Genomic DNA, 22,934 nt, shown 5'->3' on the forward strand with positions numbered 1-22,934 from the left:
GAGGCCCTCCCATGTACGAACCGATCCGCACCAAGTCGGTCCACAGCACGGTGGACGGCCCCGACCCCGACTTCCCGCACCGTTCCCGTGAGGAAGAGCTGGACATCCAGCTCGCTGGACACCTCGCCGCCCTGCTCGCCGTCACGGACGAGCTGCGGTCGGCGGAGGCCTCCGCCGACCTGGACACCGCGGCGGAGCGGCTCGCGGAGCAGGTGGCACGGCTCCGCGGCGGACGCGCGCCGGCCCGCCTCCCGCTGAGCGGTACCCGGCGCGAGCGCGGCGCCGCGGCCCTGCACCGCCGGGCGCACGCCCTGGCGGGCCGCGCCCTGGTCGTCGCCGCCTCCCGCGCCGACACGGCGGCCGCGATCCTGGCCGCCGAGCAGATGGACGCGCACACGGCGGCCCTGGAGCCGCGCGAACTCGCGTCCCGCTGAGCCCTCCGGGCTCCCCCTGACGGCCCCGGTCCGCGCGCACCCGCAGCGACGTGCGGACCGGGCGCCACGTTCTTGCGTGACTGTCGCCCCGAGCAGCACCGCGAGGATCACACACAGCGCCAGGGCCGCGAGGACCACTGCACACGGGAAGGGTCCCCCAGCGATGGCGGGTTTCCGGCCCGCCATCGCGCGCACGCTCCTACTTCCAGGTACGCGCTATGCGTCCGGTGAAGCGAGTAGGCACAGGCATTTCCTCAAGATCGACGAGTAGGTCGGACTGCTGGCGGAGCACGCTGCCGAGCTCGGCGAGCCCTATGCCCGGCACCTCGGCGACGGAGTCCGGGAACTGCGCCCGACGATTGATGGCGCCGCCGTACGCATCACCTATTGGCTCGCCCCCAGCCGCACCGCAGTCCTGCTCACCGTCTTCCGCAAGACGAGGTTGCGGGAGGACGCTGAAGTCAGGCGCGCAAAACTCGCACAGAAGGTCTGCGAGGCGGAACACGAACGGGCCCACGAGGAGTTCATCCGCACCCTCGATGAGGGAGAGGTGGAGAGATGAGCCACAGCAGGTGGAAGAGCCTGCGCCAACGGAAGCTCGCGGAGGGCTTCACCGAGTCCGAGGACGTCACCGAGGCGCGGCGAGAGATCCGGCTGTCCATGGCGCTGGCGAAGGCTGTGTACGACCGGCGGGCGGAGCTCGGGCTCACCCAGACCGAGCTGGCCGAGCCGCGCCGGACTCACCCAGGCCAGGATCTCCCGGATCGAGGGTTCCGACGCCATCCCCACACTGCCGCTTCTCGCCAAGCTGGCGAAAGCTCTGGACGCGACGCTGAACATCGCCCTGGACAGCGACGGAACCCAGGTGACCTTCACCGCTCACCACACCGACGCGGCCTGACAGGCCGAGCGCTCCGGTCGACGTGGGCCGTCGGCCGGAGCGCTCAGTCATCCGTCGGCACGTTCGTGAGCCCGCTGTGCGGACCGTGCCGAAGGGGCGGGACGGGCCCGTCGCCGCCGGGTCCCGTCGGGGCGGACGGAGGGCGGCGCCGGTCCCGGAACCCCGCACGCCGTTGTGCGGGGCCCCGCCAACACGTCCCGCGGCCGGTCGTGACGTGACGATCGCTGGTCAGGGCACATCCCGGTCCTGACCGGCCGCGGAGCTGGGGGGTGGGCTCAGCCCAGGCGCTTGACCAGCGCGTGGTACTGGTCCCACAGCTCCTTCGGCGTGTGGTCGCCGAAGGTGTTGAGGTGCTCGGGGATCAGGGCGGCCTCCTCGCGCCAGACCTCCTTGTCGACCGTGAGCAGGAAGTCGAGGTCGGAGTCGGCGAGGTCGAGCCCGTCCGTGTCGAGGGCCGCACGCGTCGGCAGGACGCCGATCGGCGTCTCGACGCCCTCGGCCGTGCCGTCCAGGCGCTCCACGATCCACTTCAGGACGCGGCTGTTCTCACCGAAGCCAGGCCAGACGAACCTGCCCCCGTCGTCCTTGCGGAACCAGTTGACGTAGTAGATCTTCGGCAGCTTGGACTGGTCCTTGTCCTTGGCCACGTCGACCCAGTGGGCCATGTAGTCGCCCATGTTGTAGCCGCAGAAGGGCAGCATCGCGAACGGGTCGCGGCGCAGCTCGCCGACCTTGCCCTCGGCGGCGGCGGTCTTCTCGGAGGCCACGTTGGCGCCGAGGAAGACGCCGTGGTCCCAGTCGAAGGACTCGGTCACCAGCGGGACGGCGGTGGCGCGGCGGCCGCCGAAGAGGATCGCCGAGATCGGCACGCCCTTGGGGTCCTCCCACTCCGGCGCGATGATCGGGCACTGCGAGGCCGGGACGGTGAAGCGGGCGTTGGGGTGGGCGGCCGGGGTGCCGGACTCGGGGGTCCAGTCGTTGCCCTTCCAGTCCGTCAGGTGGGCCGGGGTCTCCTCCGTCATGCCCTCCCACCAGACGTCGCCGTCGTCGGTGAGGGCGACGTTGGTGAAGACCGAGTTGCCCCAGAGGGTCTTCATCGCGTTGGCGTTGGTGTGCTCACCGGTGCCCGGCGCGACGCCGAAGAAGCCGGCCTCGGGGTTGATGGCGTAGAGGCGGCCGTCCTCGCCGAAGCGCATCCAGGCGATGTCGTCGCCGACGGTCTCGACCGTCCAGCCGGGGATCGTCGGCTCCAGCATGGCGAGGTTGGTCTTGCCGCAGGCGCTCGGGAAGGCCGCGGCGACGTACTTGGCCTCGCCGCGCGGCGGGGTCAGCTTGAGGACGAGCATGTGCTCGGCCAGCCAGCCCTCGTCACGGGCCATGACGGAGGCGATGCGCAGGGCGTAGCACTTCTTGCCGAGCAGGGCGTTGCCGCCGTAGCCGGAGCCGTAGGACCAGATCTCGCGGTCCTCGGGGAAGTGCGAGATGTACTTGGTCCGGTTGCAGGGCCAGGGGACGTCCTCCTGGCCGGGTTCCAGCGGGGCGCCCAGGGTGTGCACGGCCTTGACGAAGAAGCCGTCGGAGCCGAGCTCGTCCAGGACGGCCTGCCCCATGCGCGTCATCGTGCGCATCGAGACGGCGACGTACGCCGAGTCGGTGATCTCCACGCCGAGCGCGGACAGCGGCGAGCCGAGCGGGCCCATGCAGAAGGGCACGACGTACATGGTCCGGCCGCGCATCGAGCCGCGGAAGAGGCCGCCCTGCCCGCCGGAGCCCTGGAAGATCTCCCGCATCTCGGCGGGGGCCTTCCAGTGGTTGGTCGGGCCCGCGTCCTGCTCCTTCTCGGAGCAGATGAACGTCCGGTCCTCGACGCGCGCGACGTCGGTCGGGTCGGAGGCGGCGTAGTAGGAGTGGGGGCGCTTGATCGGGTCGAGTTCGCGGAAGGTGCCCTTCTCCACGAGCTCTTCGCACAGTCGCTCGTACTCGGCCTCGGATCCGTCACACCAGACCACGCTGTCCGGCTGAGTCAGTTCTGCGATCTCGTTCACCCACGAGATCAGCCCCTGGTGAGTGGTGGGGACGGTGGGAGCCGCGATGTCGCGCGCCACGATTGCTCCTAGATGAGGGTTTTTGGGTGATGGGAGGCCCCGTGGGGGCTGCGACCCGGATGCTTCGTGGAGATCTCGGCGCTCATCCGGTGCCGACCGCACTCATTTGATCATCCGACGTCCGCGCCCATCTGTCCAGAGGAGCGCACAGGTGAGCGACGTGAGGATCGCCACGGTTTCCGGATGCGGTTTTACGTACACGTTGCGTTCACCGGACCAGCCGTTTGCGTGACCGTCGAGCCGACGGAGTGAGAGGATGGCCACTCTTGGTAGCCCAAGCGGCAGCACTGATACGTCACTTACGGTTCCGTAGCTACCATTCGGCCATGACTGCGTTCGCCCCCGACGCGCCTCAGGACTCGCCGGTCGACGGCCGCGGCCCCAAGGCGCTCTCCTTGCCGCATCCGGTCAAACCCAAGCTGCGCGGCTGGCTGCACCTCGGCATGTTCCCCGCGGCCCTCGTCGCGGGCCTGGTGCTGACCGCGCTCGCCGACTCGACCAGAGGCCGGATCGCCTGCGGCATATACGCACTGACCGCCTGCCTGCTCTTCGGCGTGAGCGCCCTGTACCACCGGGGCGACTGGTCCCCGCGCATGGACGGCGTCCTGCGCCGCCTGGACCACGCGAACATCTTCCTGATCATCGCGGGCACCTACACGCCGCTGACCATGCTGCTGCTGCCCGGCGCCAAAGGGCAGTGGCTGCTGTGGGGCATCTGGGCCGCCGCGGCGGTCGGCATCGTCTTCCGCGTCTTCTGGGTCGGCGCCCCTCGCTGGCTGTACACGCCCTGCTACATCGCGATGGGCTGGGCGGCCGTCTTCTACCTGCCGGACTTCATGCGCACCGGCGGCATCGCCGTCCTGGTGCTGGTCATCGTCGGCGGCGTGCTCTACAGCGCGGGCGGCGTGGTCTACGGGATCAAGAAGCCGAACCCGTCGCCGCGCTGGTTCGGCTTCCACGAGGTCTTCCACTCCTTCACCCTGGCGGCCTTCATCGCGCACTACGTGGGGATCTCGCTGGTGGCCTACCAGCACGGGTAGACACCGAGAACCGCGAGGCCCGGCACGTCACCGTGACATCCTGGCCGGGTGAACGGTCCCGAGATCCACGTCGACTTCGCCCCCGAGCTGCACGTCTTCGTCCCCCGGGCCCGGCGTACGGGCACCGTGCGGGCCGCCACCGACGGCGCCTCCAGCCTGGGTCATGTGATCGAGTCGCTGGGGGTGCCGCTGACGGAGGTGGGCGCGCTGCTCGTCGACGGCCGCGAGGTGCCGGTGTCCCACGTCCCGGCGGCCGGGGAGGCGGTGACGGTACGGACCGTCACCCGCCCGCAGCGGGTGCCCGGCGCCCCCCTGCGCTTCCTGCTCGACGTGCACCTCGGCACACTGGCCCGCCGGCTGCGGCTGCTCGGCCTGGACACGGCCTACGAGTCGACCGACATCGGCGACCCGGCCCTCGCGGCGCGCTCGGCGGCCGAGCAGCGGGTGATGCTGAGCCGCGACCGGGGGCTGCTGCGGCGGCGCGAGCTGTGGGCGGGGGCGTTCGTGTACAGCACGCGCCCCGAGGAGCAGCTCACGGACGTCCTGGACCGGTTCCGGCCCGAGCTGCGTCCCTGGACGCGGTGCACGGCCTGTAACGGGGTGCTGCGCGAGGCGACCAAGGACGAGGTCGCGCACCAGTTGGAGCACGGTACACACGCGACGTACGACCTGTTCGCGCAGTGCACCCAGTGCGGCCGTGCGTACTGGAGGGGCGCGCACCACGAACAGCTGGAGGCCATCGTGGAGCAGGCATTGGCGCTGCGTTCCGAGCGCCGTTGACCGTGCGGCGCCGTGGGGAACCGCGGGACCGTCGTGGCCGGTCGCGCAGTTCCCCGCGCCCCTTCGGGCGCCGTTCAGCGGCCGGCCCGATCCCTCTCGCCGCAGGCGACGCCGTCGCCGTCGCGGTCCAGGCCGAGCGGATCGTCCTTGCCGTTGAGCCTCAGCCGGCCGTAGTCGTTGGCCCTGAGCCACGCGCAGCGGGCGGCCGCCGTCTTCTCCACCTCCGCCGGGAAGCGCGTCGGCACGCAGACGTTGATCGAGCCGTAGTGGCGGTCGCAGCCGGAGACCGTCGGGCCGACCTTCTGCGACGCGCGTTTCCTGCCGGGCTCGGCGACCTTGCCCGCGGGCGCTTCCGCGAAGTCGTGCACGTGGGCCGAGGCGTCCGTCGCCCTCAGGGCCCGGGGACCCTGGAGGTGCACCCACTCGGCCACCGACGGCACCCCGTCGGCGCCGACCGCGAAGAGCATGTACCAGCCGGGCGGGGCCAGGTCGGGGTTGCTCGTCACGTTGAGGTCGACGGTGGCGCCGTCGACGGACAGCGGCAGGTCGACGAACCGCTGGTTGGGGTCCGAGGAGTGCGTGACGGCGGCCGGGCGGATCAGCTCGGCCTTGGCGACGGGCCGGTCGACGGTGATGCGCTGGGTGTCGCCGTAGGTCCACTCGGTGTCGATGAGCGAGGTGATCCGCGGACGCGGGCCCTTGAACAGGTAGGGCGGGCTGTAGACCGACACGTCGTGGTTCCAGGAGCCGTTGACCGGGTTGTCGCCGGTGGTCATCACGCGGCCGTCGGGCAGCAGGAACGCCGAGGAGTGGTAGCCGCGCGCCTCGGGGTCGACGGCCACCGGGTCGAACGTCTCCGAGGCCGGGTCGAAGAGCGAGGTCTCGTAGACCGGGTCGGCGCGGTTGTGCAGGGCGCCGCCCGTCTCCAGGACCTTGCCGTCGGGCAGCAGCACCGCGGAGACGTACATCTTGCCCTGGTTCCCGGTCCGCGGGACGGGCCCGTCGCCCAGGTCGACCGTGCCCTGCGGGATCGGCGGCCCGGCCACGTAGGACGGGTTCGGCTGCTTGAGGTCGATGATGTCGGTGAGGCGGTTCGCGTCCGGGTTGGCGTCGATGTTGCCGCCGCCGAGGGTGAGGACCTTCTGGTCCTGCGCCGGGGGCAGCAGCACGCTGGCCGACTGGTCGCGCTCGTCCTTGTTCCGCAGGCCGGGTACCTGCGTGACCGTGTTGGCGTCGTAGTCGTAGATCGCCGAGCCGGTGCCGGGGATGTTGTCGCCGAAGACGTGGCTGCCCGAGTCGAAGAGGCGGCCGTCCTGCATGAGGATCATCGACGGGTACAGGCCCCAGTACGACCAGGTCTGGTTGACCTTCCACAGCGGCTGCCACCGCTGCTCGGCCTCGGAGAACCGCTCGGCGGTGACCGAGCCGGTGGAGTCCTCGCGCAGCCCGCCGAAGGAGACGACGTCGCCGTTGCCGAGGATCGTCGCCGACGGGTACCAGTGGCCGTCGTTCATGTCGTTGGTCCTGGTGTAGGTCTCGGTCTCCGGGTCGAAGACGTACGAGTCCTTGTAGCCCTGGTAGCCGGTGCGGCCGTCGGCCGTGGGGTAGCCCTGGGTGCCGGACATGATCAGCACGCGGCCGTCCTGGAGCTGGACGTGCCCGGCGCAGAACATGTCCTTGGGCGTGGGGATGATCGTGTACGAGCCGTCCGCCGGGTCGTACACGGCCGAGGTGAAGGTGCCCGCCTCGAACATCGACTCGTCGTTGCCGGAGCCCGCGATGAGCAGCACCTTGCCGCCCCGCAGGACGACCGAGTGCATGGAGCGGACCGGGTTGCGCGTGGGGAGCACGTCCCACGCGCCGTTCGCGCACTGCTCCGCCGTGCCCGTGCACTCCGGCGGCAGGACCGGGTCCGGGACCTGCTCCATCGTGTAGTCGTCGGTGGTGGCGGAGCCGGTGCCGTAGACGGAGACGCCCCAGGAGATGCGGTCGGTGCCGGCCGGGACCTCGGGGGTGCGGACGGTGGCCTCGGTCCAGTCGCCCGCCATGTCCAGCGTCTTGAGGTCGGTCCAGTAGTGCCAGCCGGCCGTCGTGTCGTGCCGGAACAGCGTGATCGCCGCGTCGGGCGTGGTCGTTCTGCACCAGAGTCCGAGGTCGTACTGCCTGCCCGGCGTCACCACCGGGGCGCAGTCGGCGGACTCGGTGATCAGGGCCTTGCGGTCGCCGTCGAGGCGGCGGGTCAGCTCGACCCTCATGGCGGTGCCGCCGGTGTGCGCGTCGGTCGTGGTGGTGAAGGTGAAGTCGTTGTCGCCCCAGCCGGACTTGTGCCAGCAGTACGGCATGTCACCGGTGCCGGCGGTCTCGAAGCCCGGGTTCCTGATGAGGTTGGCGGCCGAGGCCGGCTGGGGCGCGGTCAGCAGCAGGCCCGAGGTGAGGCCCGCCACGGACAGCAGTGCGGTCGTTCTGCGACGAAGGTTCACGCGTCTCTCCTCGCGGTGCGGCCGTCGCGGCCGGGGGTCCCACGGCCCCGGCGCGGCAGGTAGACCAGCGCTTCGGTCCCGGCGAAGCGCAGGACGAACGTCGTCACCAGCGCGAGCGCGGTGGCGGACAGCACGCCCAGGTGCAGCCGGCGCACGAACAGGGCGATCAGCGGGATGCGCAGGACCAGGTCGGCGTTGGCGAGCAGCGCGAACCGCCCGGCCCGGTCCCAGCCGCGCCGCTGCCGGCGTCGCTCTCGGAACAGCAGGTGCTCGATGAGCAGGAAGTTCCAGGCGACGCCGAGCTGGTTGGCGAGGACCTCCGCCGGGACGTAGTGCAGTCCGGCGGCGGTCAGCGCCCACAGGCCGAGCAGGTTCGGCAGGAAGCCGGTGAGCCCGATCAGGCCGAAGCCGATCATCCGCGCGGCCGCTGAGGCGGTGCGCAGCCCGGCCAGGTGGCGCAGGAAGCGCAGGCCCTCCCGCGCGGTCGACTTCGACTCCCCGGCGTACCGGTCCTGGAAGACGAACGGCACCTCGGTGACCGTGCGGGGGCGGCTACGGACGGCGAGTTCGAGGAGGATCTTGTAGCCGAGCGGCTGGAGCACCTCCGCCGTGACCGCGCTGCGGCGGATCGCGAAGAAGCCGCTCATCGGGTCGCTGATGCCCTTCAGCCGGCGCGGGAAGAGCGCCTTGGCCAGCCAGGTCGCCCCGCGCGAGACGGCCACGCGGTGGCCGCCCGCGAGCCCGGCGCGGCTGCCGCCCTCGATGTAGCCGGAGGCCACGACCAGCCCGGCGCCCGCGACTTCAGCCGCTCAGCGCCGCGCGCAACCGTTCGACTTCCGTTGTCGGCGCGTCACATGTGAAGTGACGGCAGACGTACGCCGTCGGTTCACCGCCGACCAGCGGACGGTCCCTGAGCAGCGGGAACTCCTCGCTCCCCGCGGCGCCCGCGGCGACCACGGCACCGGGCGCGGTCCCCAGAAGTGCCGTGCGGTGCAGGTCCTTCGTGCCGTCGTGACCGAGGTCCGGACCCACGATCGCGACCTCGCGCGGCCCGTCCAGCACGGCTTCGGCGACGGCCAGTCCCCAGCCGATGAAGCGGGGCACGCGCGGCCCGAGCGCCTTCACCACGCCCAACGCCCGCTCGGCGGCGGTGCGATGGGGCTCGGAGCCGGTGTGCGCGGCGTAGCTCAGCAGCGCTCCGGCGGCCGCGGTCCAGCCCGAGGGGGCCGCGTTGTCGGTCGGGTCCTGGGGGCGGCGGATCAGCCGCTCGGCGTCGGCGGCCGTGTCGTACAGCGCGCCCGACTCCGGATCGGTGAAGCGGGCCACCACGTGGTCGAGCAGGAACCCGGCGAACTCCAGCCACACGCCCTCGCCCGTGACGGACGCGAGCGCGAGGAAGCCCTCCGCCACGTCCGCGTAGTCCTCCAGCACCCCGGCGTTGGCACCCGCGTGGCCGTCCTTGCTGGTCCGGGTGAGACGGGCCTGCTCGTCCAGGTGCAGCCTGACCAGGAGATCGGCGGCGGCCACGGCGGCCTCGACGAGGTCGGGCCGGCCGAAGTAGGCGCCCGTCTCGGCGAGCGCGGCGATCGCCAGACCGTTCCACGCGGCCACGACCTTGTCGTCCCGGCCGGGCGCGGGCCGCCCGGACCTCTTCTCCAGCAGGCGCTCCCGGATCGAGGCGACCCGTTCCGCCTCGAACAGCCCTTCCTGATCAGGCAGTTGCAATACCGATTGACCGTGCTCGAAGGTGCCCTCCTCGGTCACGCCGAAGTACTGCGCGGCGAGTTCGGCGTCCCGCTCCCCCAGCACCTCGCGCAGCTGCTCCGGCGTCCACACGTAGTACGCGCCCTCGACGTGCCTGCCGGTGCCGTCGTCGCTGTCGGCGTCCAGCGCGGACGCGAACCCGCCCTCCGCGGTGCGCAGTTCCCGCACCATGAAGTCCGCCGTCTCCAGCGCCACCCGGCGCGCCGGCTCCGAGCCCGTGGACCGCCACAGGTGGGCGTACACGCGGCACAGCAGGGCGTTGTCGTACAGCATCTTCTCGAAGTGCGGCACGACCCAGTCGCGGTCGACGGAGTAGCGGGCGAAACCGCCGCCGAGCTGGTCGTAGATCCCGCCGCGCGCCATCCGCTCACAGGTGTCCCGCGCCATCTGCAGAGCGCCCTCGGCACCGGTGCGCGCGTGGTGGCGCAGCAGGAACTCCAGCACCATCGACGGCGGGAACTTCGGGGCCCCGCCGAACCCGCCGCGCTGCGGGTCGTAGTCCCGCGTGAGCGCGAGCAGCGCCTGCGCGAGCTCCGGCTCACCGGGGACCTGGTCGTCGCCGTAGGAGATCTCCCGGCCCGCCAGGTCCCGGACGATCTTGCCGGCGACCTCGGTCACCTCGTCCCGCCGCTCCCGCCACGCCTGGTGCACGCCCTGCAGCACCTGCCGGAAGGACGGCATGCCCTGACGCGGGGCGGGCGGGAAGTACGTACCGAAGTAGAACGGCTCGGCCTCCGGGGTGAGGAACACGGTCATGGGCCACCCGCCGTGCCCGGTGGCCGCCTGCACGGCCTCCATGTACACGGCGTCGACGTCGGGGCGCTCCTCACGGTCGACCTTGACGCTCACGTAGTGCGCGTTGAGGTACTCGGCGGTCTCCCGGTCCTCGAAGGATTCGTGCGCCATGACATGGCACCAGTGGCACGCGGAGTAACCGACCGACAGCAGAACGGGCACATCGCGCCGTTTCGCTTCCTCGAACGCCCCGGGTCCCCACGGCCACCAGTCGACCGGGTTGTCAGCGTGCTGAAGCAGATACGGGGAGGTCACACCAGCCAGCCGGTTCATACGATCCAGCCTCTCACAGTGGCTGAGGCGGTCGGTGAAAGCGGCGCGAGCCCGCCGGTGTTCCGTCGAACAGGGCGACCCTGCATCCCACAACAGTAGGCTGGGCGCAGCAGCGCCTGTCCTGCAGAGGCTCCTCGAAGGAGGTACACCATGTCCGCCGAGATGGTGGCACCCGCGTGGATGCACACGCAGATCAGCGCGGAGCAGTACGACTCCTGGTCCGAGGAGCAGTGCGCCGGCATCGAGATCGTGGACGGGATGGTCGTCGTGAGCCCGAGCGCCTCCAAGCGGCACAACCGCCTGGCGCGGATCCTGGCCAACGCCCTGGACACCGCCGCAGGCCCGGACTGGAACGCCGACACGGACTTCGACGTCCGCCTGCAGGACGTTCCGCTCACCAACCGCCGTCCGGACGTCACCGTCTACCGGGCGGAGACCATCGACCTCACGCCCACCCGCCCCGAGCACGTCCTCCTGGTCGTCGAGGTCGTGTCGCCGGGTTCGGAGACCACGGACCGGATCGTGAAGGTGGACCAGTACGCCAAGGCCGGCATCGCCTTCTACTGGCGGGTCGAGCAGGCGGCCACCGGGGTCCCGATCGTCTATACGTATGTTCTCGATCCCGCCACCAAGGCTTACAGGGACGGCGAGATGTTCACCGGCACGGTGAAGGCCACCGCACCTTTCTCCGTCACGGTCGATCTCGGGGCCGTGTGACGGCGCTCTGCTCACGGCGTGCAGCGGGAGAAACGACGGCCCGAGGCGCCCCGGGCAAGCTCCGCCCGGGGCGCCTCGGGCCACGGCGCTGCCTACCGGTCGGCCCCGGACTTCACGGATCCCGTCGACTGTGTGTCCGCGACGTGCTCGATGCCTCGGAACCCGCTCCCGAGGTAGCCGCCGATCATGATGACGGTCGCCGCCGCGCCAAGGGCTACCGCCAGCCGTTCGCCTCTCGACAGAGCGATCGTCGCACCCTCCGGCGGCGCGGTCCGGTGGTGGACGAGCGCCCCGACCGTGCAGGCCCCGGAAACGACGAGGGCGGTGATCAGGTCAAAGGTTACGTAGAAGGAGTCCCCCGGGTTCGAAGCCCGCTGCCGGAACGAGATGCTTCAGCGGCGGGTGCGAGCAGACGGCATGGTTCAGGAACGAGTTCGACGCCCCGCGGTCGGGGCCATGTGGACGGCTACTCGGCATCCAGCTCCTGTCGCAGCTGATCCAGCGTGAAACCTTCGGGCGTCCGCCATAGGGTCCAGCCGTTGATGACGTTGCCGGTCACGGCCTCCGCGGCCTTCGACGGCGAGGGGAAGGGGGAGGAGTGCCCGTCGACGACGAGCTGACCGTCGGCAGTGACGACGGCACGGCCCAACCTCTCCAGGCTGCGGGTGGGCACGCGTCAGGCGTCGCGCGGGCGCCGCCCCGGGCACAGGTCCGCCGGACGCGCGGCACGCCAACTCAGCCCGTCTTCACACGATCAGGCCGCGCACGCCCCCTCGCCCCGATGCGCCGTCCGCAGCACACTTGCCCAAGGGAACGACCGGGACGACGCGCGGGGGGGGGGCGGCCGGGGAGCACCGCGGATCGCCGCTGCCGCCAGAGGGGGACATGACATGCGGGAGAGTCATCGGGCGGACGTCGAGCGGCTGTTGGTGCGGGCCGTGGAGGAGGAGGTGCGGCGGACGGGCGGGCGTACCGACGGCAAGGTGCTGCTCGCCCGGGCGCGCGGGGGGCTCGACGCGATGACGCGGAGCGCGGCCGAGGAGTACGAGGCGTACACGCGCGCGCTGGACGAGGCGGCTGCCGGACAGCTGACCTTCGGGCAGCGTTACGCCCGGGAGGGTGCCGGGACGCCACTGCTGGTGGCGGGGGTCGCGGCGGTCGCGGCCGTGGTCGCCGACATGGCCCTCGGCACCGGCACGGGCACGGCCCTGGGCGCGGGGGTGACGGTCGGTGTCGTGGGCGCCGCGGCGACCGTCGTCAAGGTGGTCGGTTCCCATCTGCCGGCCGCGCACCACCGTGCCGGGGCCGCGAGCCAGCCGGGCGGGCCGGAGCAGCTGCGGCTGCAGTGGCTGACGGCGCTGGAGGTGCGGGGGGTCCGTCCGTTCCTCGATCAGCAGCGGGTGCTCGCCGCGTCGGCGGCCCCGGCGAAGAGCGGGCCGCGGCTGCGGGGCGCGGACAAGAGCGCGGCGGCCCGCGGGCGCAGTGTGCTGGCGCAGTCCTTCGGGCAGTTGCCGCAGGCGGTGGAGCCGTTCGCGGGGCGGCGCCAGGAGCTGGCGCGGATCCGGCAGTGGGTGCAGGCGGCCCGGGCGAGCACGCGGACCGAGCCCACGGTGGTCGTGCTGCACGGCCCGCCCGGCAGTGGCCGTACGGCCCTCGCGGTGCGTGCCGCGCACGAGCTGAAGGACCACTTCCGCGGTGCCTGCGTCGTCGACCTGCGGGCCGAGGACCCGGGCGGATCCCCACTGTCCACGCGCGAGGCGCTGCTGCATCTGCTGAACCGGCTCGGCGCGCCCCGCGAGCAGCTGCTGTTCCGCGAGCGTTCCTCCCCCGACCAGCAGGTCAAGCGGCTCGGCGAGCTGTACCACCAGCATCTGACCGGTCTGCCGGTCACGGTCGTCCTGGACGACGCCTCGGACGCCGAGCAGGTCCGCGCGCTGGTCCCGGAGCGGTCGGACAGTCTGGTGCTGGTGACCGCGCGGGAGCCCCTGGAGCTGGACGGCCTGCCGGGGCGGGTGCACGGTCTGGCGGTGGAGCCGCTGGACGCGGCCGGGGCGGAGGAGCTGCTGGGCGCGGTGGCGCAGGACCGTCCGGAGCCGTACGACGCCGAGTCCGCGGACCGGGTGCGGGAGCTGTGCGGGGGGCTGCCGCTGGCGCTGCGCGTCGCGGGCTCGGGCCTCGGCCCGCGCTCGCCGCGGGCGCTGGCGACGGACCTCGGCGCGTACGGTCCGGTCGAGCCGGTGGAGCGCGCCCTGTGGCTGCGCTACACCGACCAGCCGGACACCGTACGGCGGCTGCTGCGGCGGCTGGCGCTGGCCGGGCGGGCGTCGCTGGGCGCCGCGGCGGCGGCGGCGCTGCTGGCGACGGACGAGGCGGAGGCCACGCGTCAGCTCCGGGCCCTGGCCCGGTCGGGCCTGATCGACCATGTGCGCGGTGACCGCTACCGGCTGCACGACCTCGTCCGCTCCTTCGCGCAGGCCCGTCTCCACGACGAGGAGGAGCCGGCCGAGCGGTCGGCGGCGCAGGAGCGGCTGATCGTGAACTACGCCGAGCTGGCCGACTCGGTGCTGCGCATGGTCGACGGCAACATGTCGACGCGCACCAACCGCTTCAGCCCGTACGGCTTCACCTCGCTCGACGAGGCGCTGCGCTGGCTGGACGACGAGTCGAGCTTCATCACCGCGGCGCTGCGGCACTCCGAGGGCGTGGACCAGGCGGCGGTGCTGAACCTGCTGGGTGCCCTGTGCGACTACTGCCTGCTGCGCGGCGACCTGTACCGGCTGGGCGAGATCAGTGAACTGGCCCAGGCGGTGGACGAGGGCCTGCTGGTCCGCTCGGTGCAGTGGCGCACCGGCATCGCGGCGCGGCAGCTGGGCGAGCTGGACAAGGCGCGTACCACGCTCGCCTCGGTGGTCGACCTGTACCGGGAGGCCCACCACGACGCGGGGGCCGCACGTGCCCTGTGCTCCCTCGGCATCACGCTGCACCACCAGGGCCAGCTCACGGAGGCCTCGGCGAAGCTCCGCGAGGCCCTGGCCCTGCAGTCCTCCCCCGAGCTGGCGACGGACCGGGCGTGGACGATGCACGCCCTGGCGGCGGTGGAGCGGGACCGGGCGCGGCTGGGCGAGGCGCTGGCTCTGCTGACGGAGTCACTGGTGCTGCACCGGGCGGGCGAGTCGGTGCACGGGCAGGCGTGGGCGCACTTCCAGCTCGGTCAGCTGGCTCTGCGCCGGGGTGACGTCCCGCGCGCCGAGTCCGAGCTGCGCGCGGCCCTCGACCTGTACGGCCGTACCCGTGACGCCCGCGGTGAGGCCTGGGCGCTGACCCAGCTGGCCCGGGCCCTGCTGGTGGCCGGTGAGGCGTCCGCGGCGGTGGAGGAGCTGCGGGGTGCGGCGGCCCGGCACCGCGACAACGAGGACGCGCGGGGCGAGGCCTGGACGCTGTACTACCTGGGCCAGGCCCTGGAGGAGACGGGCGACCTGGACCGGGCGGTCCGCGAGCTGGAGCGGGCCCGGACGATGTTCTCCCGGATGCGCGATGTCTACGGTCTGGCCTGCGCCCGCCACCACTCGGCCCGGGTCACCCGCGACCAGCGGGCCGCGCAGACGGGTTCCCTGCGCAACTCCGGCTTCGCCCGGCAGCTCCTGGTCGACGCGCGCGCCGACTTCCAGCGCATCGGCGTCGCCCACGGGGAGGCCTGGACCTGTCTGGAACTGGCGGTGGTGGACGCGGGCAACGCCCGGACGCAGCAGGCGCTGGCCCTGTGCGACGAGGCCGTGGAGCTGTTCGTGTCGTACGGCGACCGCCGGGGCGAGGACTGGGCACGCTTCCTGCGCTGCACCCTCCTGCCCTACGCGGCACCGGGCGGCGTCGAGGTCGGCACGGCCGTGGCCCAGGAGGAGCTGTCCCGGCTGTCCCGCGCCGGTCACGCCCTGCGGGACGAGCAGCTCGACGAGTACGTCGACGCGTGGGCGCTGCTGCTGGAACGGGGGGTGAGCCTGGAGGCCGGCTGGCGGGCCTGGGACCTGGGGATGACCCCGAGCCGGCACGCGCGGGAGGTGATGGGCGTACCGGTGGAGACGTCGGCGTGAGCCGCGGGGGCCGGGCACCCGGCTGCTCGGGGGGCGGGTGCCCGCCGTCCGGGCCTCCGGCACGCGGCGCGCGGCGCACCCGTCGGTGATGAGCCTGCTGGGACCATCACCGACGGGTGCCGGCACGTCGGCGCGGGCGTCAGCCCTGCTTCTGCTTGTCCTGGGCCGGGGCGGCGTCGGCGGACTTCGTGTCCGCGGTGCCGGCCCGCTCGGCCCCGGGGGCCTCGGGGTCCGGGACCTGCGGGAAGTCGACCTTGTTCATGTGCCTGTTCATCGACTTCATCAGGCCCCAGACGGCCAGGGCCATCACCGCGAAGACGACGAACCCGAGGACGCCGGGAGTGACCTTGTCCTCGTCGACCTCCTTGGCGAGGGAGACGAGGTGCGTCAGTGCCAGGCTTGCGCTTGCGCTCATATCAGGCATTGTCGCGGATGCCCGCGAAGAGGTCGTCCTCGGGGAGGGAGGTATCGACGAGGGACTTCGCCAGTTCGTACTCCTCCGTCGGCCAGACCTCCCTCTGGATCTCCATCGGCACCCGGAACCAGCCGCCGTCCGGATCGATCTGCGTGGCGTGCGCGATCAGCGCCTTGTCACGGATCTCGAAGAAGTCGGCGCACGGCACGTGGGTGGTCAGCGTGCGCTCGTTGCGGCCGAACTCGTCCCAGCGCTTGAGCCACTCCCCGTAGGGCGACTCCAGGCCCCGGTCGAGCAGGGCCTGGTGCAGGGCCTCGGTGCGCGGGCGGTTGAAGCCCTGGTTGTAGTAGAGCTTGAGCGGCTGGTAGGCGGGGCCGTACTCGGCCTCCGGGTAGCGCTGGACGTCCGCCGCCCCTTCGAAGGCCACCATCGAGATCTTGTGGGTCATGATGTGGTCGGGGTGCGGGTAGCCGCCGTTCTCGTCGTAGGTGGTGATCACCTGCGGGCGGAAGGAGCGGATCTTCCGCACGAGCTCGCCGGCGGCCTCGTCGACGTCCTCCAGGGCGAAGCAGCCCTCCGGCAGCGGCGGCAGCGGGTCGCCCTCGGGCAGGCCCGAGTCGATGAAGCCGAGCCACTCCTGCCTGACGCCGAGGATCTCCCGGGCCTCGTCCATCTCCTTCTTGCGTACCTCGTGGATGTGCTCCTCGATGTACTTGTCGCCCTGCAGCTTGGGATTGAGGATGGAGCCGCGTTCCCCGCCCGTGCAGGTCACGACCAGCACGTCCACCCCCTCGGACACGTACTTCGCCATGGTCGCCGCGCCCTTGCTCGACTCGTCGTCGGGGTGGGCATGGACGGCCATCAGTCGCAACTGGTCAGTCAAGACTCAATCCTCAGTAAGTCGGCGCCCGGTGTGCGTCGGCGCAATCGGCGGCTTCTATAGTGACCGAATCGGGGGGCGAATAATTCCGGGACCGGGTCCCGGGGCCCCTTTCGGGACGTGTCGTCCCGGCCCTGTCTGGAGGACGATCATGACGACGGCGAGCACGCGACTGCCCGACGGCCGTTACGGCCGTTCCTCGGACGAGCGTGCCGACCGGGGGCTGAAGATCGTCGGTGCCGTCCTCGCCGTGGCACTGCTGGGACTGGTCGCCTGGTTCGGCTACCACTACGTCGCCCAGAGCAGGATCAGCGCCGAGGTGATCCGCTTCGAGCCGGGCGAGAAGTCCGTGCGGGTGCACCTGGAGGTCCACAAGGATGCCGGGACCGCGGGCTACTGCACCGTGCGCTCGCAGGCCGGGAACGGGGCCGAGGTCGGCCGGGCCGACTTCCGCTTCGACGGGGACGCGACCCGCGTCGACCAGGTCGTCACGCTGCGTACGACCTCTCCGGGGACGACCGCCGAGCTGCTGGGCTGCCACGCCGACTGACGACAGCCGGGTGTCACCTGGAACCCGTAGCGCCTGACCTGCGTTGACGTGAATCTGGTGCCTTATGTCCTCCCCCTTCCGGCCCTGAATTGTTAGGCTCGTGGTTTCGCCCATCCATGAGGGAACATTCTTCTGGGTAGGGCGATGCTTTGTATTCCCGGTACCTACGAGGAGCACCTGTGACCCAGACCAGCGAGAACGTCACCTGGCTGACCCAGGAGGCGTACAACAAGCTCAAGGCTGAGCTTGAGTACCTTACTGGTCCCGCGCGGGCGGAGATCTCCGCGAAGATCGCCGCTGCGCGCGAGGAGGGCGACCTGCGTGAGAACGGCGGGTACCACGCGGCCAAGGAGGAGCAGGGCAAGCAGGAACTCCGCGTGCGCCAGCTCACCCAGCTCCTCGAGAGCGCCAAGGTGGGCGAGGCCCCCGCGGCGAACGGCGCGGTGGCTCCCGGCATGGTCGTCACGATCGCGTTCGACGGCGACGAGGACGACACCCTGACCTTCCTGCTCGCCTCGCGCGAGTACGCCAGCTCGGACATCGAGACGTACTCGCCGCAGTCCCCGCTGGGCACCGGCGTGATGGGCCACAAGGTCGGCGAGGACGCGGAGTACGAGCTGCCGAACGGCAAGAAGGCGTCGGTGAAGATCCTGAAGGCCGAGCCGTACGAGGGCTGAGCCGCCCCCATCCGGACCTGGACGCGCCCCCGGCACCGCTGCGGTGCCGGGGGCACCGTCATGCCGTCGCCGAGCGGTACTTGCGCACCGCCAGGGTTCTGAACACCATCACGATCAGGATCGAGTAGATCAGCGAGGCCCACACGGGGTGCTGCATGGGCCAGGCGTCCGACTGCGACTGTCCCGGGTTGGCGAACAGCACGCGGCAGGCCTGGACCGTGGCGCTGAAGGGGTTCCACTCGGCGATGTGGCGCAGCCACGGGGTCATGTTGCCGGTGTCGACGAACGCGTTCGAGATGAAGGTGACCGGGAAGAGCCAGATCAGCCCGCTGGAGGTGGCCGCCTCGGGGGTGCGCACCGACATGCCGATCAGGGCGCCGATCCAGGTGAAGGCGTAGCCGAGCAGCAGGAGCAGGCCGAAGGCGCCGAGGACCTTGCCGGCGTTGGTGTCGCCGTCGGACCCGACGCGCCAGCCGACCAGGAGGGCGACCACGGCGAGGACCACCAGGGTCAGGGCCGTCTGCACCGAGTCGGCGAGGGTGCGGCCGGTGAGCACCGCGCCCCGCGCCATGGGCAGGGAGCGGAAGCGGTCGATGAGGCCCTTGTGCATGTCGTCGGCGATGCCGGCGCCGGAACTGGCGGTGGCGAACGTGACGGTCTGCGCGAAGATGCCCGCCATCAGGAAGTTCTTGTAGTCGGTGGCGCTGGTGCTGCCGCCGATCTGCATGGAGCCGCCGAAGACGTAGGTGAACAGCACCACGAACATGATCGGCTGGATCAGGCCGTAGATGATCATCTCGGGGATCCGGGACATGCGGATCAGGTTGCGGCGGGCGACGACCATCGAGTCGCGCAGCGACTGGCTGAGCGGGTTCGCGGCCGGCGCTACCCGTACGGTGTCGGTGACGGCGCTCACTCGGCGGCCTCCTGCTCGTTCTCCTCGTTCCTCACCTCGGCGACGTGTCCCGTCAGGGACAGGAAGACGTCGTCGAGGGTCGGCCTGCGCAGGCCGATGTCGTCGATCTCGATGCCGCGGGCGTCCAGCTCCCGGATGACCTCGGCCAGGAGCTTGGCGCCGCCGGTCACGGGCGCGGTGATCTTGCGCATGTGCTCCTCGACCGTCGTCTCGCCCCTGCCGAAGCCGGCGAGCACCTCGGCCGCCGTCCCGATGTGCTCGCGCTGGTGGACCACGACCTCGACGCGCTCGCCGCCGGTGCGGGCCTTGAGCTGGTCGGAGGTGCCCTGGGCGATGACCCGGCCGTGGTCGACGACCGCGATGTCGTGGGCCAGGTGGTCGGCCTCCTCCAGGTACTGCGTGGTCAGCAGCAGCGTGGTACCTCCGGAGACCAGCTCCTTGATGACCTCCCACAGCTGCTGGCGGTTGCGCGGGTCGAGGCCGGTGGTCGGCTCGTCCATGAACATCACCGGCGGCGAGACGACCAGGGCGGCGGCGAGGTCGAGCCGGCGGCGCATGCCTCCGGAGTAGGTCTTGGCGGGGCGGTCGGCGGCGTCCGCGAGGTGGAACTGCTCCAGCAGCTCGGCCGCGCGCTGCTTCGCCGCCTTGGCCCGCATCTGGTAGAGCCGGCCCACCATCTGCAGGTTCTCGCGGCCGGTCAAATATTCGTCGACCGCCGCGAACTGGCCCGACAGGCCGATGGAGCGGCGCACGGCGTCGGGCTGCTCCAGCACGTCGACGCCCGCGACGACGGCGCGTCCGCTGTCGGGCCGCAGCAGGGTGGTCAGGCAGCGGACGGTGGTCGTCTTGCCCGCGCCGTTCGGCCCGAGCAGGCCGAGGACCGTGCCTTCGGGCACATCGAGGTCGACACCGTCCAAGGCTCTGACGTCGCCGAAGGTCTTGACCAGACCTTCGGCGTAGATGGCGCCTGGCATATGAGTCTCCACGTCTTCGGGGATGGCCGGACGGACGTCCGGCAGGGCTCCTCACGAACACACCATAACGCGATGTATCGCGTGTCACGATGAGTTCTCCCGTGTCGCGCTCAGTGATCACGAAGGCCGCCCGGCCGGCCCGGGCAACCGGAACCGGCAGGTCCGGAACCGGGTCAGCTCATGACCTTGTAACCCGCTTCGCGCAGGGCCCGGCCCACCTCGGAGCAGTGCGCCACGCCCTTCGTCTCCAGGTGCAGCTCGACCTCCGCCTCCGTGAGCCCGAGCCGTGGGTCGGTCCGTACATGGCTCACATCAAGGACGTTAGCGTCTACCACTGACAAAACACCCAGAAGGGTGGCCAAGGCACCCGGCCGGTCCGTCAGCCGCAGCCGGACCGCCAGGTAGCGGCCCTGCGCGGCCATGCCGTGCCGCAGCACCCGCTCCATCAGCACCGGATCGACGTTGCCGCCGGACAGCACCGCCACGACCGGTCCCTCGAAGGCACCCGGATCGCTCAGCAGCGCGGCGACCGGACTCGCCCCGGCCGGCTCCACGACCAGCTTGGCCCGCTCCAGGCACAGCAGCAGCGCGGCGGACAGCTCGTCCTCGCTGACCGTGCGCACCTCGTCGATCAGCTCCCCGACGATCCCGAACGGCACGTCACCCGGCCGGCCGACCTTGATGCCGTCGGCCATCGTCGCCGGATTCTCGACCGTGACGGGCCGGCCCGCCGCCAGTGAGGGCGGATAGGCCGCCGCGCCCGCCGCCTGCACCCCCACGATCCTGAGATCGGGCCGCAGGGCCTTCACCCCCACCGCGATCCCGGCGGCCAGGCCGCCCCCGCCGACGCCGACCACGATCGTGCGCGCCTCGGGGCACTGCTCCAGGATCTCCAGGCCCACCGTGCCCTGACCGGCGATGACGTCGGGATGGTCGAACGGGTGGATGAACACCGCGCCCGTCTCGGCCGCGTACTCCTGCGCGGCGGCCAGGGTCTCGTCGACCACCTGGCCGTGCAGCCGCACCTCGGCCCCGTAGTCGCGGGTGGCGCTGACCTTGGGCAGCGGGGCGCCCTGCGGCATGAACACCGTGGAACGCACCCCGAGCAGCGCGGACGCGAGGGCGACGCCCTGCGCGTGGTTCCCGGCGCTCGCGGCGACGACGCCGGCCGCGCGCTCCCCGGGCAGCAGACCGGCGATCCGCACGTACGCGCCGCGCAGCTTGAACGAACCCGTCCGCTGGAGGTTCTCGCACTTCAGGTGCACCGGCGCGCCCACGAGCCGGGAGAGGTGCCGGCTGCCCTCCATCGCGGTCATCCGCGCCACGCCCGAGAGCATCTTCCGTGCGCCTCGCACGTCGTCGAGGGTGACGGGGCGCAAGGAGTCAGCCGTGCCGTAGCTCATGCCACCAGCATCGCAGTTCACAGGCGGGAAGGGCCGTTGTGACCAACCTCCGGGACGCGCTTTGCGCAGCGCCGGTACGACCCGCCGCCGGGCCGCGTACCCTGTCCCCCAGTCTGCCAGCCCTCCACGAAGTGAGCCCCCGGCCATGCCCACAACACCCGAAATGTCGATGGACATGTCGACCGTCGGTGACACCGGTCTTCTCGACACGCTGCAGCACGAGGTGGCGCTGTTCGCCCGCCGTGCCGAACAGACCCGGCTCGGCGGGGTCGGGCAGGTGCGCAACTCCATGGACCGTGCCGCGTACCTGCTGCTCAACCGGCTCGACAAGGAAGGGCCGATGGGCGTCAAGGCGCTCGCGGCGAGCATGGGCATCGACTCCTCGACGGTCACCCGGCAGGTGGCTCCGCTGGTCGACACCGGCCTCGTCAAGCGCACCTCCCACCCCGAGGACGGGCGGGCGGTGGTGCTCCAGCTGTCCCCGCGCGGGCAGGTCCGGCTGGAGGAAGTGCGCTCCTCGCGGCGGCAGTTGATGGCGGAGCTCACCCAGGACTGGCAGCAGGAGGAGCGCGAGGCGTTCTGCTCGCTGCTGACCCGCTTCAACACCGCGCTGTCGTCGCGGATGTCGGCGCAGGGCGTGCCGGGGCCGGAGGCGCGGCCCGGGTCCTGAGCCCGGCCGGGGCGTGCACGCGTGCTCGGCACCGCCCGGGGCGTGCGCGGCTCTTGACCGCGGGGCCGGCCCTGGCCTGATATGGGACCGGATCCTGTCGCTGCGGCCCGGCCGGCCGGGGCCGGGTCCGTGTCCTCACGGTCGCCCTGCAGCGGGAGGCGCGGTGCGAGAACGGCGTGCGTCCCGGGCGGCCCGCCGGGACCGGGAGTTCGAGGCGTTCGTCGCGGGCGCGGCGGGGCGCCTGCTGCACACCGCGACCCTGCTCACCGCGGAGGCCCCGGACGGCAACCCCCGCGCGCGGCGCCTGCTGACGCTGTCGCTGGCCCACACCTACGCGGGCTGGGACCGGCTGCGCGGCGAGGACCCCTACGGCCACACCCGGCAGTATCTGGCCACCCGCTTCGCGCGCGGCGCCTGGCACCACCACGGCGCCCTCGGCCGCTCCCGCCCGCACCCGGCGAGCCCCCTGGCCCCGCTCCCCCCGCAGGAGCGGCTGATCCTGGTGCTCAGGCTCTTCGAGGGTGTCGCGGAGGAGCAGACGGCGGCCCTGCTCGGCCTGTCCACGGATCGGGTACGGGCCGTCTGCCACCGGGCGACGACGACCCTGCTGCACCGCGCGCGGGGCCCGGCCACGCCGGTCACGGCCGCGAGGGCGGTGCCGTCATGAGGGGGCGTCAGGGCGGGCGCCCGCGCGGCGAGCGGAGGCGGGCATGAGGGCGGAGAACCGCGAGGCGGCCGTGCGGCGGCTGCTGGAGCAGGCGCCGCGGCCCGTGCCGCCCGAGATCCACTCGGAGGCGGTCCGCCGTGGTGTCCGCATGCTGCGGCGCAGGGCGCTGGCCCGCCGCCTGCTGTGGCTGCTGGTGCTCACGGCGGCCGCGGCGTTCACGGTGTGGTCCCTCACGGCCCACCCGTGGGCGGAGCCGCCGTCGCGGACGACTCCCCCCCTCCAAGGCTGGTGATCCGGCGCGAGGACCGCTCTAGAAGCCTGCTGAAAATCTTGTTGGAGGGCTGTCCGGCCGTGGGCCGGGTGGCCCTTCTTGCTTATGCGGTGGCCGGGGTGAGGTGCCAGCTG

The 22,934-nt window shown here is 71.9% G+C and carries 20 protein-coding genes and 2 pseudogenes; 12 read left to right on the forward strand and 10 right to left on the reverse strand.

Annotated elements, in window-relative coordinates; translation table 11 throughout:
- Positions 1-11 precede the first annotated feature (11 nt).
- From ACFW6P_RS11465 to ACFW6P_RS11475, 3 genes and pseudogenes are all read left to right on the forward strand, one after another.
- Positions 12-434 carry a hypothetical protein gene (locus ACFW6P_RS11465; protein ID WP_386351142.1) on the forward strand — a complete coding sequence of 141 codons (423 nt, stop codon included), beginning with the start codon at positions 12-14 and terminating at the stop codon, positions 432-434.
- A 280-nt stretch (positions 435-714) separates the two neighbouring features.
- The gene (locus ACFW6P_RS11470) at positions 715-996 is read left to right on the forward strand and encodes a type II toxin-antitoxin system RelE/ParE family toxin (protein WP_386351177.1); all 282 of its coding nucleotides are present in this window, start codon (positions 715-717) and stop codon (positions 994-996) included.
- Positions 993-1,335: pseudogene (locus ACFW6P_RS11475) on the forward strand (helix-turn-helix domain-containing protein). Before ACFW6P_RS11470 ends, ACFW6P_RS11475 begins: the two are co-directional and overlap by 4 nt.
- A 275-nt stretch (positions 1,336-1,610) precedes the next feature.
- Here the strand turns inward: ACFW6P_RS11475 and ACFW6P_RS11480 are convergent.
- Positions 1,611-3,440 (reverse strand): phosphoenolpyruvate carboxykinase (GTP), encoded by a 1,830-nt coding sequence (locus ACFW6P_RS11480; protein WP_386351144.1) that lies wholly within the window; start codon positions 3,438-3,440, stop codon positions 1,611-1,613.
- 326 nt (positions 3,441-3,766) lie between these two features.
- On the opposite strand from ACFW6P_RS11480, the gene ACFW6P_RS11485 reads away from it, so the two are divergent.
- Together ACFW6P_RS11485 and ACFW6P_RS11490 are read left to right on the forward strand one after the other, a co-directional pair.
- Positions 3,767-4,480: a hemolysin III family protein gene (locus tag ACFW6P_RS11485; protein WP_386351147.1), complete on the forward strand. Its 714-nt coding sequence runs from the start codon at positions 3,767-3,769 to the stop codon at positions 4,478-4,480.
- A 48-nt stretch (positions 4,481-4,528) separates the two neighbouring features.
- On the forward strand, positions 4,529-5,260 hold the full coding sequence (locus ACFW6P_RS11490) for a Mut7-C RNAse domain-containing protein (RefSeq protein ID WP_386351149.1): 732 nt from the start codon (positions 4,529-4,531) through the stop codon (positions 5,258-5,260).
- 74 nt (positions 5,261-5,334) lie between these two features.
- Here ACFW6P_RS11490 and ACFW6P_RS11495 read toward each other — a convergent pair whose 3' ends face one another.
- The 3 genes and pseudogenes from ACFW6P_RS11495 to ACFW6P_RS11505 all read right to left on the reverse strand — a co-directional run bounded on the left by ACFW6P_RS11495 (position 5,335) and on the right by ACFW6P_RS11505 (position 10,572).
- Positions 5,335-7,740 carry a galactose oxidase-like domain-containing protein gene (locus tag ACFW6P_RS11495; protein ID WP_386423517.1) on the reverse strand — a complete coding sequence of 802 codons (2,406 nt, stop codon included), beginning with the start codon at positions 7,738-7,740 and terminating at the stop codon, positions 5,335-5,337.
- Positions 7,737-8,543: pseudogene (locus tag ACFW6P_RS11500) on the reverse strand (GtrA family protein); the annotation flags it as partial. The gene ACFW6P_RS11495 and the pseudogene ACFW6P_RS11500, both read right to left, overlap by 4 nt.
- Positions 8,542-10,572, reverse strand: coding sequence for a thioredoxin domain-containing protein (locus ACFW6P_RS11505; protein ID WP_386423519.1), 2,031 nt, complete (start codon positions 10,570-10,572; stop codon positions 8,542-8,544). The gene ACFW6P_RS11505 and the pseudogene ACFW6P_RS11500, both read right to left, overlap by 2 nt.
- Positions 10,573-10,722: 150 nt before the next feature.
- On the opposite strand from ACFW6P_RS11505, the gene ACFW6P_RS11510 reads away from it, so the two are divergent.
- On the forward strand, positions 10,723-11,289 hold the full coding sequence (locus ACFW6P_RS11510) for a Uma2 family endonuclease (RefSeq protein ID WP_386351154.1): 567 nt from the start codon (positions 10,723-10,725) through the stop codon (positions 11,287-11,289).
- 466 nt (positions 11,290-11,755) lie between these two features.
- On the opposite strand, the gene ACFW6P_RS11515 is transcribed toward ACFW6P_RS11510, so the two are convergent.
- Positions 11,756-11,962, reverse strand: a complete 207-nt coding sequence (locus ACFW6P_RS11515) for a hypothetical protein (RefSeq protein ID WP_386351182.1) — start codon at positions 11,960-11,962, stop codon at positions 11,756-11,758.
- 217 nt (positions 11,963-12,179) lie between these two features.
- On the opposite strand from ACFW6P_RS11515, the gene ACFW6P_RS11520 reads away from it, so the two are divergent.
- A complete protein-coding gene (locus ACFW6P_RS11520; protein ID WP_386423521.1) occupies positions 12,180-15,377 on the forward strand; it encodes a tetratricopeptide repeat protein in 3,198 nt (1,065 codons plus the stop codon).
- 139 nt (positions 15,378-15,516) lie between these two features.
- Here the strand turns inward: ACFW6P_RS11520 and ACFW6P_RS11525 are convergent, their stop codons facing one another.
- Together ACFW6P_RS11525 and mca are read right to left on the reverse strand one after the other, a co-directional pair.
- A complete protein-coding gene (locus ACFW6P_RS11525) occupies positions 15,517-15,801 on the reverse strand; it encodes a hypothetical protein (RefSeq protein ID WP_386351187.1) in 285 nt (94 codons plus the stop codon).
- A complete protein-coding gene (gene mca, locus ACFW6P_RS11530) occupies positions 15,794-16,675 on the reverse strand; it encodes a mycothiol conjugate amidase Mca (protein ID WP_386351190.1) in 882 nt (293 codons plus the stop codon). The genes ACFW6P_RS11525 and mca overlap by 8 nt, the downstream gene beginning before the upstream one ends.
- 148 nt (positions 16,676-16,823) lie before the next feature.
- Between mca and ACFW6P_RS11535 the strand changes: the two genes are divergently transcribed.
- The gene (locus ACFW6P_RS11535) at positions 16,824-17,222 is read left to right on the forward strand and encodes a DUF4307 domain-containing protein (protein WP_386351192.1); all 399 of its coding nucleotides are present in this window, start codon (positions 16,824-16,826) and stop codon (positions 17,220-17,222) included.
- A gap of 179 nt (positions 17,223-17,401) precedes the next feature.
- The gene (gene greA, locus ACFW6P_RS11540; RefSeq protein ID WP_386423523.1) at positions 17,402-17,899 is read left to right on the forward strand and encodes a transcription elongation factor GreA; all 498 of its coding nucleotides are present in this window, start codon (positions 17,402-17,404) and stop codon (positions 17,897-17,899) included.
- A gap of 58 nt (positions 17,900-17,957) precedes the next feature.
- Here greA and ACFW6P_RS11545 read toward each other — a convergent pair whose 3' ends face one another.
- From ACFW6P_RS11545 to ilvA, 3 genes are all read right to left on the reverse strand, one after another.
- The gene (locus tag ACFW6P_RS11545; RefSeq protein WP_386351197.1) at positions 17,958-18,815 is read right to left on the reverse strand and encodes an ABC transporter permease; all 858 of its coding nucleotides are present in this window, start codon (positions 18,813-18,815) and stop codon (positions 17,958-17,960) included.
- The gene (locus ACFW6P_RS11550; RefSeq protein WP_386351200.1) at positions 18,812-19,789 is read right to left on the reverse strand and encodes an ATP-binding cassette domain-containing protein; all 978 of its coding nucleotides are present in this window, start codon (positions 19,787-19,789) and stop codon (positions 18,812-18,814) included. Before ACFW6P_RS11550 ends, ACFW6P_RS11545 begins: the two co-directional genes overlap by 4 nt.
- Positions 19,790-19,962: 173 nt before the next feature.
- Positions 19,963-21,192 carry a threonine ammonia-lyase gene (gene ilvA / locus ACFW6P_RS11555; RefSeq protein ID WP_386351203.1) on the reverse strand — a complete coding sequence of 410 codons (1,230 nt, stop codon included), beginning with the start codon at positions 21,190-21,192 and terminating at the stop codon, positions 19,963-19,965.
- A gap of 163 nt (positions 21,193-21,355) precedes the next feature.
- Between ilvA and ACFW6P_RS11560 the strand changes: the two genes are divergently transcribed.
- From ACFW6P_RS11560 to ACFW6P_RS11570, 3 genes are all read left to right on the forward strand, one after another.
- Positions 21,356-21,862 (forward strand): MarR family winged helix-turn-helix transcriptional regulator, encoded by a 507-nt coding sequence (locus tag ACFW6P_RS11560; RefSeq protein ID WP_386351581.1) that lies wholly within the window; start codon positions 21,356-21,358, stop codon positions 21,860-21,862.
- Between the two features lie 163 nt (positions 21,863-22,025).
- Positions 22,026-22,529 (forward strand): sigma factor-like helix-turn-helix DNA-binding protein, encoded by a 504-nt coding sequence (locus ACFW6P_RS11565; protein ID WP_386351206.1) that lies wholly within the window; start codon positions 22,026-22,028, stop codon positions 22,527-22,529.
- Between the two features lie 43 nt (positions 22,530-22,572).
- The gene (locus ACFW6P_RS11570; RefSeq protein ID WP_386351209.1) at positions 22,573-22,821 is read left to right on the forward strand and encodes a hypothetical protein; all 249 of its coding nucleotides are present in this window, start codon (positions 22,573-22,575) and stop codon (positions 22,819-22,821) included.
- Positions 22,822-22,934: the final 113 nt, after the last annotated feature.

Source organism: Streptomyces sp. NPDC058741 (assembly GCF_042746715.1).
Taxonomy (GTDB): Bacteria; Actinomycetota; Actinomycetes; order Streptomycetales; family Streptomycetaceae; genus Streptomyces.